Here is a 22,190-nt window from a genome sequence, read left to right on the forward strand (position 1 = left end):
GGAAAGGAGGAAGCCCCCCTGCATATTCACTAACTAGGTGTTTCCTAGACCTTATGGAACTCGAGCGTGATACCCTTATTGATCAATTCCGTGAGCCTATCCCTAATGAACATTAACGCTGCCCTTAGGTTTTCCTCGTTATTGAAGCCCTTAACAACGCTGATTAACTCATCCCTAGACATAGCCCTCATTTCCTCGGCGAATCTGACCATGTTTGGTATTGCCCTAACAACGTTGTCAACGATCGTTATGCTCGCAGCCCTGGAGGTCCTCGAGAGTGGGTTCAAGTCAATGGCTATTACCGTCTTCCCCATCCTCCTGAGGGCCTCCGTCCTATCACCATCCTCAAGCGGCACGAGGACCACATCCGCAGTGTATATGCCTCTGCAGGAAACCCTACGCCTCTCGCTGAATAGCTCAGGTATTACGCAGGACGCATCGTCACCAACACCGAGAACCTCCTCAGCCCACTCTCCTTGAGCACCCTAGCTATCAACTCCTCCCTCTCCCTAGTCCTATAGAACAGGTTGACCTCGAGCTTGGCATTAACAAGCCTAGCCAGCTCAACGATTTGCTTCGGCACGAGAGCTGCCGTATTCCCATTAACCGAAATAACTGGGTGCTTGGCCGTTAATAACGCGGCCACCGCGACCCTCTCCGCGGTAAGTGCTGGGGGGGATATTGATGATTCGCCAATTAGGTAATCAAAGCACTCACCACGGCCATGCGCGATCAAACCCTGGGCCGCCACGTAGCCCTCCTCAAATCCATCAACCAGTCTCTCCCTAATTAGTAGTGACTCCTTCCTCGGGTGGTTAGGCGGTATCCAAGATGTGTGGGAATCCCCAACCATTATCGCCCAGTATCATGCACACTCTTAAAACTTTAATTCAAGAATAAACAAGGCCTATTAATATGGAGAGGAGGAAGGTCACGGTACAAACAATAATGGGCATGAAGGGTAAGCAGAGAATCGCCATGATAACGGCCTATGACTACCCGATGGCGAGGCTAGTGGACCAGGCAGGCATTGACGGTATATTAGTCGGAGATTCCATGGGAATGGCCGTACTGGGTTTTGAAAATACTCTAAAGGTAACCCTCAGGGACATGCTCATACACGTGGCCGCCGTGGCCAGGGCAAAGCCCAAGGCCCTGCTAATAGCCGACATGCCCTTCATGACGTATGAAACCGGCGTCAGGGATGCCCTGAGGAATGCCTCGAGACTCATCAGGCAGGCGCCGAGCTGTAAAGCCTGAGGGTGGCCAGGAAATATTTGATGTCGTGAATAACCTGGTTAAGTTCGGGATACCTGTGATGGGGGGGCACATTGGGCTCAACCCGCAGAGGGTCCTCTCGCTCGGTGGGTTTAGAATGATTGGAAAGACTGAGGAGCAGGCGAAGAAATTGATTGAGGATGCAAAGGCGCTTCAGGAGGCTGGGGGGGCCTTCGCGATAGTCATAGAGATGGTCCCAGCTAGTGTGGCCAAGGCGGTGACGGAGAGTGTTAAGATACCGACAATATGCATTGGTGCTGGCCCTCACTGTGATGGGCAAATACTTGTTATTCACGATATCCTAGGTCTCACGGAGAGACCGCCAAGCTTTGCTAAGAAGTACGTGGACCTGGCCTCCATCATAAGGGATGCGGTGACTAAGTACGTGAGTGAGGTTAGGAATGGTGAATTCCCGAGCACCGAGTACTATAAAGATATCAAGTCCTGAAGCCATGTGTACTCATCAATGTCTTCAACATTTAAAATTAGCTAATCACGCCATGACCACTCACGTAGTATTACCCATACTCCTTAGCAATTCCTCATAATCACTAAGTATAACCCCCCCCTGCAACTGACTGATTGAGTAACCCCCCCTGGAGATTGCCGCAATGGACGCACCACCGGCGCCGACCCCCCCCTCCTTCACAAAGCCACCCTCATAAGCCTTTAAGCCCTCATAGGGCATGTTGCCGAAGTCCAGGTTCGCGGAGGCCACGGGCACATGCGCAATCTCCCTAACAAGGCCTATTAGGTCCGCAGTCCTATCATTAACTAACCACTTGGTTGTCCCAATGGCCACATTGCTGAGCACATCCTTATACATGTGCTTTATGAACGCGAGGACAGCAGCCATTTGGGTACCACCGGCCAGGAGAACCTTGGCGCCTTGCTTTGTAGCGCCAATAGTTATCGCACCAATAGCCAAAATCACTGGGTCGCCAATCCTGGACACGGCCTCCAACGGGTCCTCTAACGGCCTATTAATGCCTGCGTTCTTCAAAGCTTCCCTAACAACGGTTATCTTCAAGTCCCTCGGGTTAATAGGCGATGCGCTGGACATCCTATTCCACGCGTCGTATCCCATGGCCACTAGGAATGCCATTGCCGTGGTAGTCCCCCCCGCGGGTATTGACTCACCAATAACAATTGCCTTGCTTATCCTGGCCAGGTTCTCGCCTAGGATCGTGCCATTTTCGAAAACCCTATCAACAACACTGCGATTAATGGCTAGCCCAGTCCTAATGTCCCTACCAGGCTCACCCTGCAGGTCAATAATGGGTATGTTCGGCCTAACCCTAGCCCCAGCATTGACAACGAGAACGCCCGCGCCCGTTAGTTTGATTGCGGCTCTGGTGATCAATGCCGGTGTTGGCTTGCCATCGGGGGGGGTCATGGGTACTGTGGGTATTACACGGCACCTACCAAGCAATAGGTATTCGGCATCGGCCGCCGGCGTGTAGTGGGTTAGCTCGGGTTTGGCCCCCGGCGATGGTTATTCCCGGTATTAGGCTCGTGTCTGTGGTACCTATGACTAGGGTGAAGAGGAAGCCCCTACTTAACTGCTGCATGTGCTGCGAAATATCGCCTAGATGAACTGTCACAGGGTCCATAACGAGTTAGGATAAGAATCCTACTTATAAGAACTAACCTCCAACGCCTTAACCAACAACCAAAGCACGTAATTAACAGGAGTATTAACACCAACCTCCCTACCCTTAATCACTATGGCTCCGTTTATGTAGTCAACCTCAGTCCTCCGGCGATTCAGCACGTCCTGCAACATGGATGATTTATTATCCCTAGTAGTCTCAGCAACCCTTAAGGTCTCGGCCAATGGATCACTGGGCAGCCTAATGCCCAGTCTATTAACGACTTCAATGCCCTCCCTAACCACGGCCTCCGCCAGCGCCCTCGCATTGGGATCCTCGAGAATTACACCATTCCTAGCCCTCAGAATGGCCGTTACTGGGTTAATGGCTGCGTTAACGATCACCTTCAACCACCTGTAGGCTCAATATCATTAACCACCCTGACATTAGCGCCCCCGGCCTTTAGGGTATCGGCAACCTCACCCACTGAGCTCGGCAGTATTACCTCACCAACGCCCCTGACCTCAACCGTCCCTTCACTCCTCGTAACACCATACGTGATAACTGCGCCATAACCAACACCAAGCCTATCCCTGATCAATTCAACGCCACCAATTCCGTTTTGAAATACCACGGGGGTATTAACCACCTTATCGATTATGGACTCCGTATCGTAAGCCTTAACGGCAATTAGGGTATACTTAACATCACTGGGTAATTTATCGACAAGCCTCACCCTGATCTCATACTCCCCCCCACCGAATTTAATAAGGTAACGACCATAGCGGGTCCTCGTCACGACATACGGCACATAACCAGCATTGTTGAGGAAGTGGGCGAGGAGCATCCCCCCCACACCGCCAAGTCCAATTATTCCAAACATCACTAATTCGCGGTTAACCCTTAAAAATAAACGTTATACACGCGATAGTTCGTGAGGGTTATCGAGATATTTAGGTCCTGGCAGGGCGAGGGTCCCAACGCGGGTAAGGAGGCCGTCTTCCTAAGACTGGCCCTTTGCAACCTAAGGTGTTCGTGGTGTGACACTAAATATTCGTGGCTTGGCGGAACCGAAATGAGTATTCACGACGTATATGATGCCCTAATGAAGACCGCCGGTAATGTAAGGCACTTGGTGGTGACAGGTGGTGAACCGCTTTTATGGCGTCGAGAATTACTCCCACTGTTGAGCCTTGTTAAGGCCCGAGACTTCTTTGTGGAGATCGAGACGAATGGCACGCTTAGGCCTGGTGAGCTCGTTAAATACGTCGACGAGTTCAACGTATCGCCCAAGCTATCTAACTCAGGCGTTTCAGTAAGGCTTAGGTTAATGAGTTGGCCATTAGGGATTTCGTGACCAGCGGCAAGGCTATCTTTAAGTTCGTTGTTGATAAGCCTGGGGATATCGATGAGGTCCTTTGGTTTATTAATAAATTCGATATACCACGTGATAAGGTTTACTTAATGAGTCAGTGTACGACCCGTGAGGAGTGCATTACCAAGGATGAGGGTATTACCAAGCCCATGGCTATGAAGCTCGGCGTTAATTACACACCGAGACTCCACATTTTAGCGGGGTTTAGGTGAAGGGTTCTGATACATAAATGTAATCAAAAACTGACAAAAGCAACTAAGGCTTAAATATACATGCAGAGCCCAGGTCAGGATGTGCACCATCGGTGGGGGGTGCTAATCTTTGGCGATGAGTTAGATAGGGATAGGGCTAGTAGGATTGAGGAGGTTTTGAGGATGATCATTGTTAAGGGCGAGGAGAGGGGGGGTCGTGATAGCTTCGGTATTGTTGCCTTGGATAAAAACGGCGAATTAAGCGTGTTCAAGAGCAGGGATAGACCGAGCATTGCCGTGAATAAAATGCCCAGCATCATTAATGAGAATACCGTAGCTGCAATATTCAACAACAGGGCCGAGCCAACGACGGAGTATGTAAAGGCCAAGGTGGAGGATGACATACAGCCGATGATTGGTGAACACGTGGTAGTGGCGCATAACGGTACGATAGCCAACGACAAGGACTTGGAGACTAGGTTCAACCTAATCCGTAGGTCTAGGATCGATACGGCAATACTACCGCCATTACTTGAGAGGTTTTGGAATGGATCACTGAATGGGCTTAGGGATGTGTTGATTAACTACGTCATTGGCAGTTACGCATTGGCGATAATGGATACCCGTAGGCCCGGCAAGGTTTGGCTCGCCACAAACTTCAAGCCGCTTTACATGGCCTGGTACAGCGACTTGAAGGCTCTATTCTTCGCGAGCCTAGATGACTACTTGATTGATAGCCAAAGCAGGCCCATTTGGGACATGCCGGTCATAAGGCGTGTCGAGCCTTATACGGCTATGGAGATTGGGGGGGTTGATGGTACCTGGTCCACGGTATCGCTGAGGAGGGAGGAGCAGGGTAGGAAAAGGAGGGTTCTTGTGATAGCCAGTGGGGGCCTTGACTCAACCACGGCGGCGACGCACCTGCTTAGGCAGGGCTACGATGTTGCATTACTGCACTTTAACTATGGGCATAGGGCTGAGACCCAGGAGGACAGAGCCATTAAGAGGATTGCGGAGTTCCTTGGCGTTCCATTGCTCGAGGTGAACATGGACTTCTTCAAGGTGGTTAGGCACTCGCCACTCCTTGGTGATGGAGAGATTAATAGGGTTGATGAGGGCAGGGAGGGCGCGGAATTCGCGCATGAGTGGGTTCCCGCCAGGAACTTCGTGTTTATAGCCCTAGCAACAGCCATTGCGGAGGCCTACGGTTATGACTACATAGCCACGGGCATTAACCTAGAGGAGGCCGGCGCCTATCCTGACAATGAGATGGAGTTCATAAGGCTTCTCAATAAGGTGATGCCCTATGCCGTTGGCCCCCCCAATAAGCACGTGGAGCTGTTAATGCCCGTGGGGCACTTGGTTAAGCATGAAATCGTTAAGCTAGGTCTCGAGGTTGGCGCACCGCTTCATCTGACCTGGAGTTGCTATGACAATGGGGAAAGGCACTGCGGCAGGTGTGGGCCGTGCTACATGAGGAGGTGGGCGTTCAGGATAAATGGTGTTAGGGACCCCCCCGTGGAGTACGACCTACCGAGCGAGGTTGAGGAGGAATTCTGGAGGGGGGGCACGAAGCCGTACGAAATCCCTAAAAGACCAAGTGATTAGTGCGTTGTGACTAGTTTTAAACCCAATGCTGGAGAATTAAGATAATGAGTGTTAAGGTTGGTAGGATTAAGTATGGGAGTTTTGCCTATATTGGTAGGATAAGGGTGAGGCTGGGTGGTCGTGAGGTTGAGGATAAGGATAAGGGTAGGGAGTAAGGCGGTGGAGGAGGTGGCGCTACTCAATAGCGGTTTTGAGGCGCCCACGCCACAATTACTAATACCAATAAGTACTGCGAGGACCCTTGGTCTCTAGCCACCCACTGAGAATGCAGGGAGGTTAGGGGTTAACACGGCTGGCAGGCCATTAAACGTGTGGTTTTACCGAGAATAGCAACCGTCAAGGTGATCGCAGGCAACGCTGAATCTAGGGAGGTATTAGTCGACGTCTTAGTTTCGTCATTAGCCGATGAGCCATTAAATGAACGACTTACTTGCTGATGAGTTAGAGATAGTCGTTGAATCCTTCGGTAGGGGATTGTGGAGGTCAGAAGCGATCCATCGGGTAAGTTAAGGTCCTCGGAAATAAGGCGGTAATTTCACCAGCGCCTTTTCATAGCCATGGCCGTGACTAACCATATCATTGATTACATGACTCATCACCCTTGCCCATAAATATGGAAATTAACCAGGTATGGCGTGGCGACAAGCTCCATATTCCTAGGCGCAGTTACATTGGTGAATTGATGGAGTATTTTTAACATTATTAATACAATAATAAATATTATTGTATTAATAACGATTCTATTACATTTTACGCGGAGTCCCATGGTGGCACGTATTTATCTATTTCATTACCATACACAATACCCAGCACCTCATTGATCCTTTTCCTCAACTCGCTGATGTTATCGGCCACTATGTTTACGTGACCCATCTTACGCCTCGGCCTAACCCCCCCGGCTTTACCATACCACCAGACGCTGGTTCCGGGTACCGCCAGTACCCTTTTGACAATCTCCTCACTATAAGGTACGCCTAGCATGTTTACTATGCCTGATGGCTTTAGCAGCGTAGTGGGTCCCAGCGGCATTTCCAGGACGGCCCTCACGTGATTCTCGAATTGACTCACCGCCGCGCCCATTAATGTCCAATGCCCTGAGTTATGGACACGGGGTGCTAATTCGTTAATCAACACCTCCCCCCCACCCCCCCTCGTTATGAAGAACTCAACTGTAAGAACCCCCCCAACGTGATTTAAGGCTTCGGCGAGCTTTACGGCTATTTCCCTAATCCTACTTGCAACCTCCTCATTTATCTCCGCAGGGGCTATGCTATATAGGAGGATCCCATTATAGTGGTAATTCTCGGTTACGGGGTATGCGAGGGCCTCACCGTCGCTAGATCTGACAAGCACTATCGAAACCTCTTTATGAATATCCACAAACTCCTCGGCCAATAATGGGAACTTCCTGGGCACTTTACTTAAGTCATCCCTACCCATCACGTAGTACTGACCCTTTCCATCATAGGCACCCTGGGGGGGTTCCTTGAAAACTACCCTCCCAAACTGCTCAAAGGCCCTATCCACGTCCTCAGGGCTATTAATTATCATGAAATGGGGGGGCACTGGGAATCCGTGATCCCTAAGGAATGTCTTCTCGCGAATCTTGTCCTGCTTTAGCCATATCGTTAGCGAATTAGGCCTTAACTTGCCGAGCGATTCAGCAGTACTTACCGCGAGGGGGGGTTCACGTGCTCGAATTCGAAGGTGACCACGTCGGATTTCTCCACTAGCTCCTTCCATGAACCACCGAAGTACTTACCATCAGCCACGCCTAGTGCAGGTGCCTCCGGGTTTTCGTCATGTACGAGGAATTTAATGCCTAATTTCTTACTCTCTAAAATCATCATCAAGCCCAGTTGTCCACCACCTAGGATACCTAATACCCTACTCATAGATTAAGCACCGTGTTCAACACATCATTCTTCATGGATTCCATTAATTCAACCACCCTGGCCCTGACACTTGGGTATTTAATACCAAGTATCCTCGCGGCCAGCAATGCGGCGTTCTTGGCATTACCTATGGCAACGGTAGCCACTGGAGTTCCAAAGGGCATCTGTACTATTGATAGTAATGAGTCAAGCCCATTCAAGTGCTTGCTTGGTATTGGTACGCCAATTACGGGCAAGGGCGTCAGTGATGCAGTCATACCCGGTAAGTGAGCCGCGCCGCCGGCGCCGGCTATTATTACCTCTAAGCCTCTGTCTGGTGCCGTCTTTGCGTATTCGAACATGAGTTCCGGCGTTCTATGGGCCGAGACCACCCTGGCCTCATTGGGTATGCCTAATTGATCGAGCAATTCCACGGCCTCCCTCATCACATCCCAGTCATTTTTACTGCCCATTATCACCCCCCCAACCAGCGGTTTTGTGTTCATTATGATTAATTGTTTAAAGAAAATTTTAAAAGTCTTTTTTCATTATTAACCTAGTATGTCCGTGTATTGTTTAAATAAAAAATTAAATGGTGACCGACACCATGCCCCTTAACGATAATGAGAAGTCAATAATTAGGAGGTTCCTAGGGAGAGAGCCAACTCAGGCTGAGTGGCTTGTGTTTGAGGCTGAGTGGAGCGAGCATTGCTCATACAAAAGCAGTAGGAGGTTCCTCAAGTTACTGCCCAGTAAGGCACCGCATGTGATTAGAGGGCCTGGGCTTGACGCGCCGCTAATTCGCGTGGGAAACCTAGTGGTTAGTTTCAAGATAGAGAGCCATAACCACCCATCCGCCGTGGACCCCTACGACGGCGCTGCAACGGGCGTTGGCGGCATTGTGAGAGATATACTAACCACGGGCTTAAGGCCTATAGCATTAATGGACAACCTACACTTCGGCCCATTGAATGATCCCCCACTCCCAGTGGTTAATGAGGAATGTTGTTAGGGGGGGCATCTCAGATTATGGGAATAGGATTGGGGGGGTACCCGTGGTCGCCGGTGAGGCGTGGTTTGACGAGTCGTTCACCACGAACCCGATAGTCCTAGTAACGTGTGTTGGCGTGGGCAGACTGGAGGACGCGATACTCGGTGAGGCAAGCCCCCGGCGACTTAGTCCTGGTCATAGGCAATGACGTGGGTAGGGATGGGATGCTTGGCAGCTCTTTTGCATCTAAGGTCCTGGACAGGGATAGAGATGAAATAGGCGCTGTGCAGGTAGGTAACCCATTGCTTGAGAAGCTGCTGATCGATGTTGTGATTGAGTTAAGAAGCCGTAGGTTAATTAAGGCGGTAAAGGATGTGGGCGGTGGAGGATTAGCCACAGCACTCAGTGAGCTAGCTGATCAATTCGGACTTGGTATTGAGATTCACCTGGATAGAATTAGGACTAGGGAGACCATGATGCCCGAGGAGATCCTGGTCTCAGAGTCCCAGGAGAGGTTGGTGATTGTGGTAAGTAGAGATGTCCTTAATGAGGTCGAAGAAGTATTGAGGAGGTACGGTGTCGGTTACGACATAGTAGGTACGTTGACGGACAATGACGGGTTTACGGCCTATTACGGTAATGATAAAATCATCGACTTACCCATCAAGCTCATCACCCATGCACCAGAGACTAATTATGACGCAAAGGAGCCACAGTACCTAAGCAAATTAAGGATAATGCCAGAGTTACCCGAGACGCCACTTGATAAGGCACTAACTAAGATACTAAGTAGCCCAAACATTGCGTCTAAGGAGCCCATATTCAGCCTTTACGACTACGAGGTCGGCGTTAGGACCGTGATTAAGCCAGGCAGGGCCGGCGCGGCGGTGCTTAGGTTCCTTGATATTGATGGGGGGGGTGATGGTAAGTTGGGGGGGATTGCGGTGAAGGCCGACGCTAACCCAAGGTATTCACTCCTTGACCCGTTCATTGGGGGGCCGCCAATTCCCTGGCCAAGGCCTATAGGAACGTGGTGGCCGTCGGTGCGGAACCCCCCCTGGCCGCCGTCGATTCAATAAACGTAGGCAATCCTGAGAAACCTGATAGGTACTGGTACTTCGTGAACTCAGTACTGGGGGCTTTCCTGGATGGCGCGGGAACTGAGCGTGCCGATAGTTGGTGGTAAGGTCAGCTTCTATAACGAGGACGTTAATGGAAACGTGATTAAGCCCGTGGTAGCCGTTGCCGTGTTGGGCCAGGTGAATGATGTTAACAAGGTTGTCGATGGCGGGCTCATCGGTGGTGAGTCAATAATAATCATAGGTAATACATCGGCCGAGGTGGGAGGGTCTGAGTACCTATATGCAGTTCACGGCATAGTCAGGGGGGGCATACCACCAAGCCAAGGCCGAGAGATGAGGTTAAAAACTCGAGGGCAGTCCTTAAACTAATCCAAGAAGGCTTGGTGAATGCCTCAATGGATGTTGGCGTTGGTGGATTATTAACCACATTAAGTAAGATGGCCCTAATTAACGGGGTTGGCTTCAACATCGACCTATCCAGGGTACCAACCGATGAATGCGGCATTGACCCAACGGTGCTGGCGTTCTCCGAGACCAACGCGAGGTATATCGTTGAGGTTAGAAATGAGGATATTGATAAGGCAACGAGCATTCTCACCAACCTAGGCGTGCCATTTTCAGTAATAGGCAGTTCAGGCGATGACTACGTAATAGTCCGCTGGGGGGCGACCATAAATTAATGACCCTAAAATTGGATGACTTGAAGGCCGCGTATAACTCATTATGGGGGGGTGCGTCATGATGTGCGGCATATGGGCATTCCTAGGCCTAATGCGGGTAGTTACGTGGTTAAGGTATCGCCATGGCTAATTCATAGGGGGGGTCAGGAGGGGGGGTGTCATTCGTATGCCGTATAAATGGATCGCTTATTAAGCTAAGTAATCCCTTAACAACAGATTCAACACTATGCCTTGGACACGCCAGGTATAGTACGAGCGGTCCCTATGGTGTTGAGCTTCAACCTATCGTGCTTGGTAATGACTTTGCCCTGGTATTTAATGGCACAATAAGTAACTACATCGAATTAATCAATAGACTGAGGGATCTCGGTGTCGATGTTAGGACGAATTATGACGCCTTGGTTTTGGCCCATTACATGAGGGAATTACTTACTAGGCGGGGTATTGATGGCGGTGTTAATGAGCTTTTCCACACATTACGTGGTGGCTACTCCATAATAGCTATTTGGAAGGATTCCCTAATAGTGGTTAGGGATCCCTGGGGCATTAGGCCTCTTGCCATTGGTAGTGATGGCAATGGCATAGCCATAGCTTCGGAGACGGCGGCGCTCGAGGCATTGGGTATGAGCTGGCGTGAGGTGGAGCCTGGGAAGGCCCTTGTGCTACGTGGGTCTGGTAGGGAGTACTGGATTGAGGGTCCTAGGGTTAGGAGAGCCCATTGCGCGCTTGAGTATATTTACTTCCTAAGGCCTGACTCCTACTTCAACGGTATTAACGTCTATGAGGCTAGGCGTAGACTCGGCATGGCGTTGGCCCGTAAGGAGACCACTCACGACGTAGACTTCGTATCACCAATACCCGAGACCGCTAGAGTTGCGGCGGAGGCCTACGCGAGTGGTATTGGTAAGCCGGTTCACGATGTCGTAATTAAGAATAGGTACGTTGGGCGTGGCTTCATTAAGCCGCCTAGGGAAAGGTCTGCGGACATGTATAGCGTGGTTAAGGATGCGGCCAGGGGGGGTGCATCCATAGCCTTGGTTGACGACTCGATCATAAGGGGGGGTGATACCCTTAGGAAGGTACTGCCCAAGCTCAGGCTTCAGGTGCGAGGGCTATTCACGTTAGGGTCTCCTCACCGCCAATTAGGTACCCATGCTTCATGGGTATGGACTTCCCAACCAGGCGTGAGTTGGTGGCTCACGGTAGGTCAATAGACGAGGTTAGGAAGTACCTTGGTGCAGACTCCCTGGTTTACCTAACGGTTGGCGAATTAATAAACGCCATTGGAACCACCGAGCTATGTACTGCCTGCTTCACGGGTAATTATCCATTCACGATAAATATTGACGAGACCGAGGTGGCATTCACAAGTGATAGGTTATGGGAGCCGTAGGGATGGTTGGTGTGATGTCTTTCCACGATGGTTGGGATGTGAGTGAATTACTGAAATACGCAGTACCGGTGCTTAGACATAGGGGGGGTGATGATGGCTGGGCCGCAATATTCAGTAAAGGTAGTGGACTAACCACGTTTCAGGTTAAGGAGGGAAACAACGCCTTAAGCGGCGAGGCCGGCCTATTGTGCCTTAGCACAAACAGTAATTCCAGAGGTGTGGTAAGGTGTGGTGATGTAGATGTTGCGTATTGTCTCGAAGGCCTCGTAATAAGGCCTGAGGACGTGTGTAGGCTGATTGGTGGCGAGATCAAGGCCCTTCCATACACGTCATTGATTGCCCTAACGAGTAACGGTGAATTACTCGCGCACAGACCCATCACTGGGTTAAGGAACTTGGTTCTCGGCGCGTACGGCTTCGACCTGGCCATGATAACCAACGAGAGCTCAGCCATAGGTGCACTGGGCGGTGATGTGAGGACGTTCATAAGGCCTGGATCAACCATTAGAGTCAATAGGTTGAGTCTCTCGATAATAGAGAGTCTCAATAATTCCAGGGGGGGTAAGCTATGTGCCGTGGAGTTCATATACTATCAAGGCTGATTCGGAGGTTGATGGTTACTCCGTCTATGAATTCAGGAGGGTATTAGCGAGTAAGTTGGCTAGGAGACTAATGGATGGAATGAACAATTTCGATGTTGTTATTGGCATGCCGGAGACGGGCGTGATCTACGGCCTTAAGGTTGCCGAGGCGTTAAGAAAGCCCTTTGAGTACGCCCTCATGAACATCGAGAGGCGCAGGTCAGCCTTGAGGAAGGACCTTATTGATAAGTTATCTTCTATTCATCTAAAGCTCAGCCCAGTCACCAGCGCGGTTAGGGGGGGTAGGAGGGTCCTTTTAATCGATGATTCGCTACTTACTGGACTATCCATTAAGGAGGCATCCCAAGTCCTTAGGCATAGGGCGGGCGTGAGTGAGGTCCATGTGGCCATAGCCAGTCCAAGGATGGTTAGGTCATGTCCCTACGGCATCGACATGCCACCTAACAATCAATTACTTACCAATACTTTCAATGACGAGGATGCCCAGAAGGTGCTTGAGGTCGATTCATTAACGTGGTTAAGTCTCGAGGACCTATACGAGGCGGCTGACGAGGTGGGTATCGGCAGAGGTGGCATATGCACATACTGCATGGGTGGTGAGCGTGGGCTGGACCTATGAAAAGGCTGGGGTAAGCTTAGCCAGGCATTGGGAGATGCACTCGATAGCCCGTGAAGTAATTCATGAACTTGCCGATGAACTTGGCGTCAGGCTGATGGAGGGTGGTTTTACGAGGTCTATAAACCTGGGTAATTACGAAATAACACTGCACACGGATGGTGTTGGTACCAAGTCGATGATTGCCTGGTCCACGGGCAGGCTCGAGGTGATTGGCTGGGATTGCGTTGTTGGTAACGTTAACGATATAGCATGCGATGGCTTCGTACCGATTGCAGCCACGGACTACATAGCCATATCTAATAATGATGCCGATGCCGTGGGTAAGGTCCTTAAGGGCATTAAGGACGCGGCCGCCAGGGCTGGCGCAGTGTTGCTGGGTGGTGAGACGGCTATAATGCCTGACCTGGTCAATGGTATTGACGTCTCCTGTACCGTACTTGGGATTAGAAAAGTCAGGGCAGTGGGTAAGGCTGAGGTTGGTGATGTGGCCATAGGCATTGAGTCCAGCGGTCTTCACATGAATGGTTACACCCTAGCCCGTAAAGCCCTGTTAGGTAGGTATGGCTTAAATGCCGAGGTCTGCGGTGATGAATTAGCCAATTGGTTGTTGAAACCAACGGCTTACTACGGGGGACTTATTGATTGAGCTTTATAGCCGTGGGTTAATCAAGGCTGCAGTCCACGTGACAGGTGGGGGGATTTACTAAGTTGAGGCGCGTTATTGGTGATTTAGGCGCTGAGCTCGAGGTCCCTGAACCGCCATGCATCTTTAAAGTAATTAAGGACTCAGGCAATATTGAGTGGAGTGAAATGTATAGAGTATTTAACATGGGCGTTGGACTCGTGGTTTTTACGAGTGAGGAATACGCGAAGGAAGTTGCCAGGATGATTGAGACGCTGGGCCTTAACCATTGGGTCCTTGGTAGGGTCATTAATGGTGGTGGTATTGATATTTTAATACCGGGCGGCCCTAGGATAAGGCTTTAGGGTATGCCGAGTAGCCTATTCATCTCCTCATAGGCTCTAACCAGGTCTAGGGCTGAGGCGCCCCCCCTCCTAAATAATTCCTTATCCAAGTGCCTGCCGTTGATTAGTATCCTCATGGTATCACCGCTCATCTCATCAGCGAGAACCAATTTACCTGATTTATCAAAGCCAAACTCCAGTTTAAAATCTACGAGTGTTAATCCCCCCCTACTCACCATGTAGTCGCTCAAAATCTCATTAACCCTTAACGCAATGCCCATTATCTCATTCAACTGCTCCTGCCTCGCTAGGCCAGCCTCTATTATATCGTCAGTGGTTATTAATGGGTCGTGAAGCTCGTCACTCTTCAGGTGAAACTCAACGAGGGGGCTTGCTGAACCTCGTCATTGGCTTCATAGGGGCATTCTCTTTAGGAATGAACCGTATGCGTAATTCCTTACAATAACCTCTATTGGTATCATCCTAAGGCCCCCCCTCACCAGTATTTTCCTATCGCCATCCCAATCAACCAGGTGATTCCTAATACCGTACTTACCCAGTAATCTCATGAGGAATACTGTCTGGGCCGCGGCTAACCTACCCTTACCAGGCGCTCGCTCCTTCCTGGCACCGTCGAATGCCGTGACTTCATCCTTAAATTCCATGATGAGAAGCTCATCATTAACCCTGTAAACCCTCTTTGCCTTACCCTCATATATCAACTCCCCCCCAACCCAATTACCAACCATACATAATCCAAATCTGGCACCGGTTATTTAAGGTTTACTTAATTGATTAAATAAATACCTAGGCAATACCGTGATTAATCCCCTTTATTGTTTAACTAATTATTTTAACAATATGTTTAATTATTTGATTAAACAATTTAAGAATAACAATTATTAAGGGGGGGTACGCAATTAATTTAATTAATTATGATAAGGAGCAAGGTCCTAATCGTGGGTGATGGCGCGAGGGAACATGCCCTGGCCGCAAGACTTAGTTCGAGCGTTCACGAGCCTAGGATAAGCGCGTTGGTAATGCATGAAAATCCTGGAATCAGAAGGATCGTGGAAAAAACGGGCGGTGAGTTAATTAAGTCTAGGCTAGAACCAAGTGGCTTGATCGATGCCGTTAATAGGATTAATCCCGACATCGTGGTTATAGGGCCCGAGGAACCGCAGTTCGCCGGCGTTGCCGATAAGGCTATCGAGCTTGGTATACCCACCTTCGGGGGGGTTCCCAAGCTGTTGGCCATGATAGAACAGAACAAGGCCTTCGCGAGGAACCTAATGTGGAAGTATAGGATACCGGGTAGGATAGCATTTAGGGCGTTTAGGGACATTAACGAGGCAATGCAGTACGTATCCAGTGCAGGTTCTGTCGCGATAAAGCCGGCCAGACAAAGCGGTGGTAAGGGCGTTAGGGTATTCTGGGATAGGCAGGCCTACCTTAGGGACGGCCTTAATAAGGCCAAGACCGCCCAGGTGATCGCAGCGTCAAGTGACGTTAAGGCATACGGCGACATCGATGATTTAATAGTCATCGAAGAGGCGGTGACTGGAGTTGAGTACACGGTCCAAGTGATCACCGACGGTAAATCCATCATAGCCCTACCACCAATCCAGGATCACCCGCATGTGTTTGACCATGACATAGGCCCCCCCGAGTGTGGTGGGATGGGGGCCATAGTCGGTCCAGGACCACACTGCCATTTTTAACCCAGGAAGAGTATGGGGGGGAGAGCATCGAAATAGTGAGGAGAACTTTGGACGCATTACAACGTGAGGTTGGCCTTAGGTACACTGGCGTATTGAGTGGCCAATTCATGCTCACGACGTACGGACCAACACTCATCGAGTACTACAGTAGGTTTGGTGACCCGGAGGTCCTCAATGCATTGGCAATGCTTAACGGCGACTTACTTGAAATCATCGAGGCTGCGGTGGATGGTAGGTTATCAAGCGTCAAGTACTCATTTAGGGAGGGTGTTGTCGTGATCTCGAAGGCCGTGGTGCCCCCTGGGCTACCCGCACAGTAGGGAATTGGCACGTGGAAGAACAATAACCATGGACATGGATAAAATAAGGAAATTGAGTTGTGAGGTTTACTTTGGCTCAGTGGTTGAGGAGGGTGGGCGTTATAAAACCCTGGGTTCCAGGGCTGTCGAGGTACTCGTCGTGGGCAGAACGTATGAGGAGGCCTATGAAAGAGTCGAGAATTGCATAGGCAGTATCAAGTCACCTGATTGGCAATTAATACATAGGCGGGATATAGGGAGTAGGGAATTAATTGAGAAGAGAATCAGGGATGCTGAGCGCGTTAGGGCAGTCTATAGATGGAGAAGAGAACGTGGGCTGGGCAGGGTAAGGATTGATTGGGTACCTGGTGGTGAAATCACTATATACGACTATGCATAAGTGCACTGTTGAATAGAGCCATGCCGCAGTACGTTAAGCACCGTGTGGAGGTGTAATAGGCAAACCATCGGGCTGAACAACAAGTAGGTGCCAAGCCCCCCCACACCTGACCGGCAACAAACCATCATAAACACTTATTCACATAATTCTGCACAACTGTTTTACCCACAATAATTTATCCTCAGGCCCTAGCCCCCCCTCGTTTCGAGCATCAAGGCTAAGGTTAGCACGGCGCCTATCACCGAAGCATACCAAGGAATAGGTAGACCGTGTATGAACCAATAACGAAGAACGTTGGGAATATAAAAGTCGTTACTAGGACGCCGGTCCTACCACCAATTACATTAATTACCGGCCCAATACCTCTAATTTTTGTTGGGAGAGAACCAAAGGTATATCGTTAAAGCTCTCAGGGGGGGTCTCTTAAAATAATGAATATTAGTTTTAACCTTCAAAATATCCGAATATCTAATTTACCCTTTATCTAACCTTAATTAGTGACGCCGCCAACCTAGCCTTCTCCCTGGCCTCCTGCACTGTACTTCCTGTGGCTAGCACGATGCCCATCCTCCTATGCCTATACGTGAAGGGCTTCCCAAATAACCTAACCTGGACTCCAGGTATCCTCAGTGCCTCCTCAAGCCCTACGACCCTAGGTGCCCAGGTCTCGGTATCCGCGAGCACTACGTGAGCCGCAGCCGGTGTTACTAACTTAACCTCAGGCGTTGGTAGCCCAAGGGCGCTTCTCACGTGTATCTGAAACTCGTTTATATCCGTGCTGACCAACGTGACGAGGCCGGTGTCGTGAGGTCTAGGCGCCGCCTCGCTGAATAGTACCCTGCCATCCCTAGTTATGAGTATTTCCACACCGTATATTCCAAGCCCTCCCAACTCATTGACGAGCCTAATGGCGTAATCCCTAGCCTCCTCATTATTTCCTCACTCACCGTGGCTGGGTGCCAGGACTCAACGTAGTAATAAACACCCTCAGGCCTCTGATGCTCTATAGGTAATACCGTGTTAGTCACCACATTATTGCCCAGCAAGTACCTATAGGTTAGTACTGTTAACTCTCTGTCAATCTTCACGTATTCCTCAACCACAACCCTATTACTACCACCCCCCCTCGCATGGGCAAGGGCCTCCTTGAAACCTCGCTCGGCATCGTCATACTTATTGATGAGTACGTGCCCATGCCCGCTGGAACTCATTTCTGGCTTTAGTAGGCATGGGAAGCCCAAGTCCTTGCACGCCCTCTTCACATCCTCAGCACTCTCCGCAAAGAAATACCTAGTGGTTGGTAATTGAAGCTTCTCCGCAGCCAGTCTCCTCAGCTCAATCCTATTCATGCAGATCTTAACGGCCCTGGCGTTGGGCACGACTCTAAAGCCCTCCTCCTCCAGCTCCACAAGGGCGTCAGTGTTTACTGCCTCTATCTCGGCAATAATCGCATCGGGGGGGCCCTCCCTATGCACCAACGCCTTAATGGCGTTTTTATCGAGCATATTAATCACGTACCTCCTATGGGCAACATGCATTGCCGGGGCCATGTCATACCTATCGACAGCTATAACCTCGACACCCATTCGCTGCGCCTCAATGGCCATCTCCTTGCCCAACTCACCGCTACCCAACAGCATTATCTTCTTGGAACCCACAAGTAGTGGTGAACCAATCTCCATCACCAACCACCCACGAGGCTATCCCTAAGACTAAGCCAAAGCTTTAGCCCACCAGGCACGAAACCCCCCCTTGGGGTTAGTACGGCTTCCGCCGACCTCTCTGGGTGCGGCATGAGACCGAGGACGTTGCCCTCGTAATTAACCACACCGGCTATCGAGGCCACTGAGCCGTTTGGGTTCTCGCCATAGTACGTGAAAGCCACCCTGACCTCGTCAACGCCGTCTATGAAGTATCTACCTTCGCCGTGGGCTATGGGCATTGAAACCACCTCATCAAGTGAATATAACTTAGTAAAGGGCGTCTTGATGTCGTTAACCTTGACCCAAACCCACTTGGCTATGAACCTGGGCGGATCGTTGGGTAGTAATGCCCCCCCAGGTAGCAATCCGGCCTCGACGAGTGTTTGAAAGCCATTACATATGCCAAGTACGGGTACACCACCCTCCGCATCCATGATTATTTCCTTCATTGCCCTTGACCTGGCAGCGATTGCGCCAGCCCTTAGCCAATCCCCCCCATAACTAAAGCCCCCCCCGGGTACTATAACGGCATCATATATGCCGTGCCTAAAGTCCTCATGCCAAACCAGCTCAGCGTTGATGCGAACCACGTTCTTAAGAACGTGAATTACGTCTAGGTCACCATTAGTACCTGGAAACCTAATAACAGCCGCCCTAGGCATTCTCAACACCAAGTATTAGCAATCTATGGATCGTTGGGTTAAATATCCTAGCCTTCTCACAAACTTCCCTAACGTAGCTTACGGCCTCTGCATCATCCTTTGCGTCAACGATGAAGCCGAGGTACTTACCGCTGATGACCTTATTAACATTACCAAAACCACTAATTGAAACAAGGTCCTTAAGTATAGTCTCGCCCTCAGGGTCACGAACACCCTTAAGTACAATAGCCGTATGGACCAGGTACTTATTCAATACGTTACCCATTGATTAATTAAATGATTAAAAAATATTTAAAGGTTTCCCTTGAAGAATACCGGTTATTGTTTAATTAATTATTTAAACAATAATTGAGAGCTGATGCACCATTAAATTTATCAAAAACATAATTACTAATGAAATTGAAAATTTAGACGATGACGCTTTAATTTATTACACCGACTCAATGCTTACCCAACGCCAATTCGAGTAAGTACTTATGCATCACCGTTGTCGTTAGTTCTGGGTGGAAGCTGTCGCCAGCATGTGGTCTTCCTTAGCCGCAGCAATGACACCACCCAGCCTTGGGTGCTTAATGCTAGCCAACGCCCTTGCATTTCCCCCCCAAACCCTCACTATGGCTGGCGCCCTAATGAAGACGGCCCTTACCGCGCCAATACCTTCAATAGTTACGTCCGCCTCAAAGGAGTCCCTCTGCCTACCGAAGGCGTTCCTAACCACGGCTATATCCATGACACCGAGTATTGGCTGGCCAGTCTCGCCAACCACGGAGTCCCTGACCTCCCTGGCCATGAATACGGCGCCGGCGCACGTACCCAGCGTCGGTAGTCCATTGATTATTGAGTCCCTAAGCCTATCAAGAAGGCCGTTACGCCTGGCCAATGAGCCTATCGTGGTTGACTCACCGCCTGGTATTACTATGGCATTCAAGCCGCTTAAGTGCTCGGGCTTCTTAACCCTAACGACATCAACGCTGATCTTCAACTCATCCGCCGCCCTCCTAATGGCATACTCGTGCTCCTCAACATCACCCTGCAATGCGAGCACGCCGACCTTCACGCCTAAACACCCCTTACCTGAAGTAATTCCTCAGGCTTCAGGGACTTAACGTCTATACCCATCATTGACGCCTTCTCACTAACCATCCTCTGAGCCTCAACCACCACCTCCGGGTCGTCCCAATACGCAGTAGCTATTACTATGGCCTCAGCCCTCTCCCTCGGGTCCTGGCTCTTAAAGATACCGGAACCTACGAAGACCCCCCCGTCGTTTATTAAGTTTTTATCCAAATATATGTTCTGTCCATCTAGATCAAACCCAGTTATTGATGCTGTAACTGATTGAGGATTTGGTTTATTTATTGTGATAGCGAGCGAGTGTTGTTCGCTCTCTGCATTATTTAATTTGATTTTTGCGTTATAATATATGTGAAGCGATGATAGAGAGTTAGATGTGAGGAGCGGTATTTCGCCAGTCTTTACCTTGCGGATTATGTCAGTAAGGATATCGCTTAATTGAGGAATCCATGTTTTACTAAATTCGTAAAGCTCACCGTACATTGTACGTAGTATGAGTGTTGATGGTATTGCCAATGGCGAATTAACAAACATTAAATTTCTTATGGTGTGTTCGATATGAGAGAGTTGGTCTTGTATTGTATCTAATGATAACAATGATATTCTGTTAACTAGTTCGTTGAATGTTGAATAAAGATAATACTTTATTTCGCTTATCCTCGTCTCTTAAGTCCTCGATTGGGATACACCTCTGACCACGACCTGGGCACTTTGCAACGCAGATTTTTACGTTCATCATTAATAATTTATCCAAATAGATTTATAAACACGTCAGAACCGTCTTACACAATCATTGGAAAAGTAAATAATGCGCCTATTGGGATTTTTGATCAGGGCTTTCCGTTGGGGTTTTGGGTCTTGATCTTAATTGTTTTTCATTGTTAGCATTAGCTTGGTTATGTTTTCCTTGGCTTGGCTCTTGTCGGCTTTAACTTGCGTATTCGGTCCATACCGCCTTTTTAGCGTGTTTGTTCCCAGCCTTCTCGTTGGAGTGCCGTAGCCACGTCGCTGACGCCACCGAACTCAATGGCTGGAGGCTAACCATGGCTAGCTCTCATGAATTCCTAAACAACTCGACAATGAACCTCATGGTTTTGCTTAATGTTACCTCTTGTTCATCAACCTCATCACCGCATGCGTACCTAACCTTGACGGTTTTTGGACTTTCGCTCACTACTACGTAAGTGAGTTTGTACCTCGGCTTAAGGATGCCACTGCTCATTGCCTTTACCTGCTTTATTACCTTGACCTCCTTGTCCATGACTTCCATGTGGTAGTCTCCATGGCACTCCATGTTTATTACCGCGGCGTATATCGGCTGTAGTAGTTTAGAGTATTCTCTGTGTAGGATTACGGCTGCTATGTGGGTGCATATCTCGCTTTTCCTCCTCATTCCCCCAACTGGTCTCGAAGCATGAGCAATAATACCTACCATCCTAAAGCGAACGACGTAGCTTGGGTACTCATCACCAAGCCTCGGGTCTCCACTCACCACCCAAGTGCTCTCGTTAATTTGCCTAACCGAGCCACTCTTAAACCTCCTCAAAGCCCTCCTGACCCACGAGCTCGACTTACCGGGAAACTTAGACCTCAACCTCTCAATCGCCAACTCCTCAATGCCCCCCCTCTCGATCTTCACTGCCAATCACCCTAGACCTAATGATCTGAACCCACGGATTATCCTCAATGCCAATTAGGGAATCGTTGATTAACTCCTCGTGAGCCTCCTTGATCGAGTCCTTAATGGACTCGGTTTTAGCAACCTCATTGTTTAGGTTGGCGTTGGCGATTGATTGGCTCATGCATTGCTTGAGTAATTCCCTGATTTCGTTCATTGCCATGTACGTAGTTAGTAATTGGCGTATTAGGTCGCTCATTGTTGCGTTGCTGACCTCGGATAGCCTCCTCAAAGCCTCATAAACATCCTCCCTAACGCTTATGCACCTAAACCTCATCCAACGATTAGAGAAATCAACTTAAAAGGCGTGAGGCAACGAACCAATGCATTACGGTTAACGACCCAATGCATTATGAAGACTACGGAAGCCACGGTCGAGAGGCACGAACAATGCATTACGGG

General features: G+C 49.5%; 27 protein-coding genes and 7 pseudogenes. 18 read left to right on the top strand and 16 right to left on the bottom strand.

Annotation, left to right across the window (positions count from 1 at the left end; translation table 11 throughout):
• Positions 1 to 44: 44 nt before the first annotated feature.
• Positions 45 to 853: pseudogene (locus JCM11216_RS11245) on the bottom strand (phosphopantothenate/pantothenate synthetase).
• Between the two features lie 95 nt (positions 854 to 948).
• Here JCM11216_RS11245 and panB point away from each other — a divergent pair.
• Positions 949 to 1,726: pseudogene (panB, locus tag JCM11216_RS11250) on the top strand (3-methyl-2-oxobutanoate hydroxymethyltransferase).
• Between the two features lie 60 nt (positions 1,727 to 1,786).
• Here panB and JCM11216_RS11255 read toward each other — a convergent pair.
• The 3 genes and pseudogenes from JCM11216_RS11255 to JCM11216_RS11260 form a co-directional block, all read right to left on the bottom strand.
• Positions 1,787 to 2,710, bottom strand: coding sequence for a TIGR00303 family protein (locus JCM11216_RS11255; RefSeq protein WP_243676137.1), 924 nt, complete (start codon positions 2,708 to 2,710; stop codon positions 1,787 to 1,789).
• Positions 2,700 to 2,891, bottom strand: coding sequence for a hypothetical protein (locus JCM11216_RS19315; protein WP_243676138.1), 192 nt, complete (start codon positions 2,889 to 2,891; stop codon positions 2,700 to 2,702). The genes JCM11216_RS11255 and JCM11216_RS19315 overlap by 11 nt, the downstream gene beginning before the upstream one ends.
• Positions 2,892 to 2,911: 20 nt before the next feature.
• A pseudogene (locus tag JCM11216_RS11260) lies at positions 2,912 to 3,753 on the bottom strand (2-dehydropantoate 2-reductase).
• Between the two features lie 51 nt (positions 3,754 to 3,804).
• Between JCM11216_RS11260 and JCM11216_RS19320 the strand changes: the two are divergent.
• From JCM11216_RS19320 to JCM11216_RS19330, 4 genes are all read left to right on the top strand, one after another.
• Positions 3,805 to 4,227 carry a 7-carboxy-7-deazaguanine synthase QueE gene (locus tag JCM11216_RS19320; protein ID WP_243676139.1) on the top strand — a complete coding sequence of 141 codons (423 nt, stop codon included), beginning with the start codon at positions 3,805 to 3,807 and terminating at the stop codon, positions 4,225 to 4,227.
• Complete coding sequence (locus JCM11216_RS19325; RefSeq protein ID WP_243676140.1) at positions 4,206 to 4,457, top strand: hypothetical protein; 252 nt, start codon at positions 4,206 to 4,208, stop codon at positions 4,455 to 4,457. Before JCM11216_RS19320 ends, JCM11216_RS19325 begins: the two co-directional genes overlap by 22 nt.
• 60 nt (positions 4,458 to 4,517) lie before the next feature.
• Positions 4,518 to 6,044: a 7-cyano-7-deazaguanine synthase QueC gene (gene queC, locus JCM11216_RS11270; protein WP_054854250.1), complete on the top strand. Its 1,527-nt coding sequence runs from the start codon at positions 4,518 to 4,520 to the stop codon at positions 6,042 to 6,044.
• Positions 6,045 to 6,158: 114 nt separating this feature from the next.
• A complete protein-coding gene (locus JCM11216_RS19330) occupies positions 6,159 to 6,296 on the top strand; it encodes a hypothetical protein (RefSeq protein ID WP_243676141.1) in 138 nt (45 codons plus the stop codon).
• A 498-nt stretch (positions 6,297 to 6,794) separates the two neighbouring features.
• On the opposite strand, the gene JCM11216_RS11275 is transcribed toward JCM11216_RS19330, so the two are convergent.
• From JCM11216_RS11275 to purE, 3 genes are read right to left on the bottom strand one after another with little or no spacing between them, the layout of a single operon-like run.
• Positions 6,795 to 7,787: an ATP-grasp domain-containing protein gene (locus JCM11216_RS11275; protein ID WP_243676142.1), complete on the bottom strand. Its 993-nt coding sequence runs from the start codon at positions 7,785 to 7,787 to the stop codon at positions 6,795 to 6,797.
• The gene (locus JCM11216_RS19335; protein WP_243676143.1) at positions 7,715 to 7,939 is read right to left on the bottom strand and encodes a hypothetical protein; all 225 of its coding nucleotides are present in this window, start codon (positions 7,937 to 7,939) and stop codon (positions 7,715 to 7,717) included. Before JCM11216_RS19335 ends, JCM11216_RS11275 begins: the two co-directional genes overlap by 73 nt.
• A complete protein-coding gene (gene purE / locus JCM11216_RS11280; protein WP_054854251.1) occupies positions 7,936 to 8,424 on the bottom strand; it encodes a 5-(carboxyamino)imidazole ribonucleotide mutase in 489 nt (162 codons plus the stop codon). The genes JCM11216_RS19335 and purE overlap by 4 nt, the downstream gene beginning before the upstream one ends.
• Before the next feature lie 101 nt (positions 8,425 to 8,525).
• Between purE and JCM11216_RS19340 the strand changes: the two genes are divergently transcribed.
• The 11 genes from JCM11216_RS19340 (at position 8,526) to JCM11216_RS19380 (ending at position 14,272) form a co-directional block, all read left to right on the top strand.
• Positions 8,526 to 8,930 carry an AIR synthase related protein gene (locus JCM11216_RS19340; protein ID WP_243676144.1) on the top strand — a complete coding sequence of 135 codons (405 nt, stop codon included), beginning with the start codon at positions 8,526 to 8,528 and terminating at the stop codon, positions 8,928 to 8,930.
• Positions 8,914 to 9,117, top strand: coding sequence for a hypothetical protein (locus JCM11216_RS19345; RefSeq protein WP_243676145.1), 204 nt, complete (start codon positions 8,914 to 8,916; stop codon positions 9,115 to 9,117). The genes JCM11216_RS19340 and JCM11216_RS19345 overlap by 17 nt, the downstream gene beginning before the upstream one ends.
• Positions 9,074 to 9,988 carry an AIR synthase-related protein gene (locus tag JCM11216_RS19350; protein WP_243676146.1) on the top strand — a complete coding sequence of 305 codons (915 nt, stop codon included), beginning with the start codon at positions 9,074 to 9,076 and terminating at the stop codon, positions 9,986 to 9,988. Before JCM11216_RS19345 ends, JCM11216_RS19350 begins: the two co-directional genes overlap by 44 nt.
• Positions 9,989 to 10,057: 69 nt before the next feature.
• Complete coding sequence (locus JCM11216_RS19355) at positions 10,058 to 10,360, top strand: hypothetical protein (protein WP_243676147.1); 303 nt, start codon at positions 10,058 to 10,060, stop codon at positions 10,358 to 10,360.
• An 11-nt stretch (positions 10,361 to 10,371) separates the two neighbouring features.
• On the top strand, positions 10,372 to 10,671 hold the full coding sequence (locus JCM11216_RS19360) for an AIR synthase-related protein (RefSeq protein ID WP_243676148.1): 300 nt from the start codon (positions 10,372 to 10,374) through the stop codon (positions 10,669 to 10,671).
• Between the two features lie 155 nt (positions 10,672 to 10,826).
• Positions 10,827 to 11,885, top strand: a complete 1,059-nt coding sequence (locus tag JCM11216_RS11290) for an amidophosphoribosyltransferase (protein WP_243676149.1) — start codon at positions 10,827 to 10,829, stop codon at positions 11,883 to 11,885.
• Entirely contained in the window at positions 11,864 to 12,064 is a 201-nt protein-coding gene (locus tag JCM11216_RS19365) for a hypothetical protein (protein WP_243676150.1), read from the top strand. Before JCM11216_RS11290 ends, JCM11216_RS19365 begins: the two co-directional genes overlap by 22 nt.
• Positions 12,052 to 12,666 (top strand): hypothetical protein, encoded by a 615-nt coding sequence (locus tag JCM11216_RS19370; RefSeq protein ID WP_243676151.1) that lies wholly within the window; start codon positions 12,052 to 12,054, stop codon positions 12,664 to 12,666. Before JCM11216_RS19365 ends, JCM11216_RS19370 begins: the two co-directional genes overlap by 13 nt.
• The gene (locus JCM11216_RS19375) at positions 12,635 to 13,285 is read left to right on the top strand and encodes a phosphoribosyltransferase family protein (protein WP_243676152.1); all 651 of its coding nucleotides are present in this window, start codon (positions 12,635 to 12,637) and stop codon (positions 13,283 to 13,285) included. Before JCM11216_RS19370 ends, JCM11216_RS19375 begins: the two co-directional genes overlap by 32 nt.
• Positions 13,263 to 13,931, top strand: coding sequence for an AIR synthase related protein (locus tag JCM11216_RS11300; RefSeq protein WP_243676153.1), 669 nt, complete (start codon positions 13,263 to 13,265; stop codon positions 13,929 to 13,931). The genes JCM11216_RS19375 and JCM11216_RS11300 overlap by 23 nt, the downstream gene beginning before the upstream one ends.
• 62 nt (positions 13,932 to 13,993) lie before the next feature.
• On the top strand, positions 13,994 to 14,272 hold the full coding sequence (locus tag JCM11216_RS19380) for an AIR synthase-related protein (protein WP_243676154.1): 279 nt from the start codon (positions 13,994 to 13,996) through the stop codon (positions 14,270 to 14,272).
• On the opposite strand, the pseudogene JCM11216_RS11305 reads toward JCM11216_RS19380, so the two are convergent.
• Positions 14,269 to 14,916, bottom strand: a pseudogene (locus JCM11216_RS11305) (phosphoribosylaminoimidazolesuccinocarboxamide synthase). The gene JCM11216_RS19380 and the pseudogene JCM11216_RS11305 sit on opposite strands and share 4 nt — an antisense overlap.
• 270 nt (positions 14,917 to 15,186) lie before the next feature.
• Here JCM11216_RS11305 and JCM11216_RS11310 point away from each other — a divergent pair.
• Positions 15,187 to 16,292: pseudogene (locus JCM11216_RS11310) on the top strand (phosphoribosylamine--glycine ligase).
• Positions 16,293 to 16,296: 4 nt separating this feature from the next.
• Entirely contained in the window at positions 16,297 to 16,671 is a 375-nt protein-coding gene (locus JCM11216_RS19385) for a phosphoribosylglycinamide synthetase C domain-containing protein (RefSeq protein WP_243676155.1), read from the top strand.
• Between the two features lie 480 nt (positions 16,672 to 17,151).
• Here the strand turns inward: JCM11216_RS19385 and JCM11216_RS19390 are convergent, their stop codons facing one another.
• The 8 genes and pseudogenes from JCM11216_RS19390 to JCM11216_RS11345 form a co-directional block, all read right to left on the bottom strand.
• Complete coding sequence (locus JCM11216_RS19390; RefSeq protein ID WP_243676156.1) at positions 17,152 to 17,562, bottom strand: ATP-grasp domain-containing protein; 411 nt, start codon at positions 17,560 to 17,562, stop codon at positions 17,152 to 17,154.
• Positions 17,523 to 18,353: an ATP-grasp domain-containing protein gene (locus tag JCM11216_RS11315; RefSeq protein ID WP_243676159.1), complete on the bottom strand. Its 831-nt coding sequence runs from the start codon at positions 18,351 to 18,353 to the stop codon at positions 17,523 to 17,525. The genes JCM11216_RS19390 and JCM11216_RS11315 overlap by 40 nt, the downstream gene beginning before the upstream one ends.
• Positions 18,353 to 19,036 carry a phosphoribosylformylglycinamidine synthase subunit PurQ gene (gene purQ, locus JCM11216_RS11320; protein ID WP_054854252.1) on the bottom strand — a complete coding sequence of 228 codons (684 nt, stop codon included), beginning with the start codon at positions 19,034 to 19,036 and terminating at the stop codon, positions 18,353 to 18,355. Before purQ ends, JCM11216_RS11315 begins: the two co-directional genes overlap by 1 nt.
• Positions 19,029 to 19,301: a phosphoribosylformylglycinamidine synthase subunit PurS gene (purS, locus tag JCM11216_RS11325; RefSeq protein WP_054854253.1), complete on the bottom strand. Its 273-nt coding sequence runs from the start codon at positions 19,299 to 19,301 to the stop codon at positions 19,029 to 19,031. Before purS ends, purQ begins: the two co-directional genes overlap by 8 nt.
• Before the next feature lie 175 nt (positions 19,302 to 19,476).
• Positions 19,477 to 20,093, bottom strand: a pseudogene (gene pdxT, locus JCM11216_RS11330) (pyridoxal 5'-phosphate synthase glutaminase subunit PdxT).
• 2 nt (positions 20,094 to 20,095) lie between these two features.
• Positions 20,096 to 20,296: pseudogene (locus JCM11216_RS19395) on the bottom strand (pyridoxal 5'-phosphate synthase lyase subunit PdxS); the annotation flags it as partial.
• 868 nt (positions 20,297 to 21,164) lie between these two features.
• Complete coding sequence (locus JCM11216_RS11340; protein ID WP_243676157.1) at positions 21,165 to 21,749, bottom strand: hypothetical protein; 585 nt, start codon at positions 21,747 to 21,749, stop codon at positions 21,165 to 21,167.
• Positions 21,724 to 22,065 (bottom strand): ribbon-helix-helix protein, CopG family, encoded by a 342-nt coding sequence (locus JCM11216_RS11345; RefSeq protein ID WP_054854255.1) that lies wholly within the window; start codon positions 22,063 to 22,065, stop codon positions 21,724 to 21,726. Before JCM11216_RS11345 ends, JCM11216_RS11340 begins: the two co-directional genes overlap by 26 nt.
• Positions 22,066 to 22,190 lie beyond the last annotated feature (125 nt).

Source organism: Vulcanisaeta distributa JCM 11216 (genome assembly GCF_001315985.1).
GTDB classification, from domain to species: domain Archaea; phylum Thermoproteota; class Thermoprotei; order Thermoproteales; family Thermocladiaceae; genus Vulcanisaeta; species Vulcanisaeta distributa_E.

Excerpts from the sequence above, each read along its gene's own strand:
- JCM11216_RS19315 (WP_243676138.1), bottom strand. The coding sequence starts at position 2,891 with ATGGACCCTGTGACAGTTCATCTAGGCGATATTTCGCAGCACATGCAG.
- queC (WP_054854250.1), top strand. The coding sequence starts at position 4,518 with ATGCAGAGCCCAGGTCAGGATGTGCACCATCGGTGGGGGGTGCTAATC.
- JCM11216_RS11275 (WP_243676142.1), bottom strand. The coding sequence starts at position 7,787 with ATGGAAGGAGCTAGTGGAGAAATCCGACGTGGTCACCTTCGAATTCGA.
- JCM11216_RS19335 (WP_243676143.1), bottom strand. The coding sequence starts at position 7,939 with ATGAGTAGGGTATTAGGTATCCTAGGTGGTGGACAACTGGGCTTGATG.
- purE (WP_054854251.1), bottom strand. The coding sequence starts at position 8,424 with ATGAACACAAAACCGCTGGTTGGGGGGGTGATAATGGGCAGTAAAAAT.
- JCM11216_RS19340 (WP_243676144.1), top strand. The coding sequence starts at position 8,526 with ATGCCCCTTAACGATAATGAGAAGTCAATAATTAGGAGGTTCCTAGGG.
- JCM11216_RS19345 (WP_243676145.1), top strand. The coding sequence starts at position 8,914 with ATGAGGAATGTTGTTAGGGGGGGCATCTCAGATTATGGGAATAGGATT.
- JCM11216_RS19355 (WP_243676147.1), top strand. The coding sequence starts at position 10,058 with ATGGCGCGGGAACTGAGCGTGCCGATAGTTGGTGGTAAGGTCAGCTTC.
- JCM11216_RS19370 (WP_243676151.1), top strand. The coding sequence starts at position 12,052 with ATGGGAGCCGTAGGGATGGTTGGTGTGATGTCTTTCCACGATGGTTGG.
- JCM11216_RS11315 (WP_243676159.1), bottom strand. The coding sequence starts at position 18,353 with ATGGAGATTGGTTCACCACTACTTGTGGGTTCCAAGAAGATAATGCTG.
- purQ (WP_054854252.1), bottom strand. The coding sequence starts at position 19,036 with ATGCCTAGGGCGGCTGTTATTAGGTTTCCAGGTACTAATGGTGACCTA.
- purS (WP_054854253.1), bottom strand. The coding sequence starts at position 19,301 with ATGGGTAACGTATTGAATAAGTACCTGGTCCATACGGCTATTGTACTT.
- JCM11216_RS11345 (WP_054854255.1), bottom strand. The coding sequence starts at position 22,065 with ATGAGGTTTAGGTGCATAAGCGTTAGGGAGGATGTTTATGAGGCTTTG.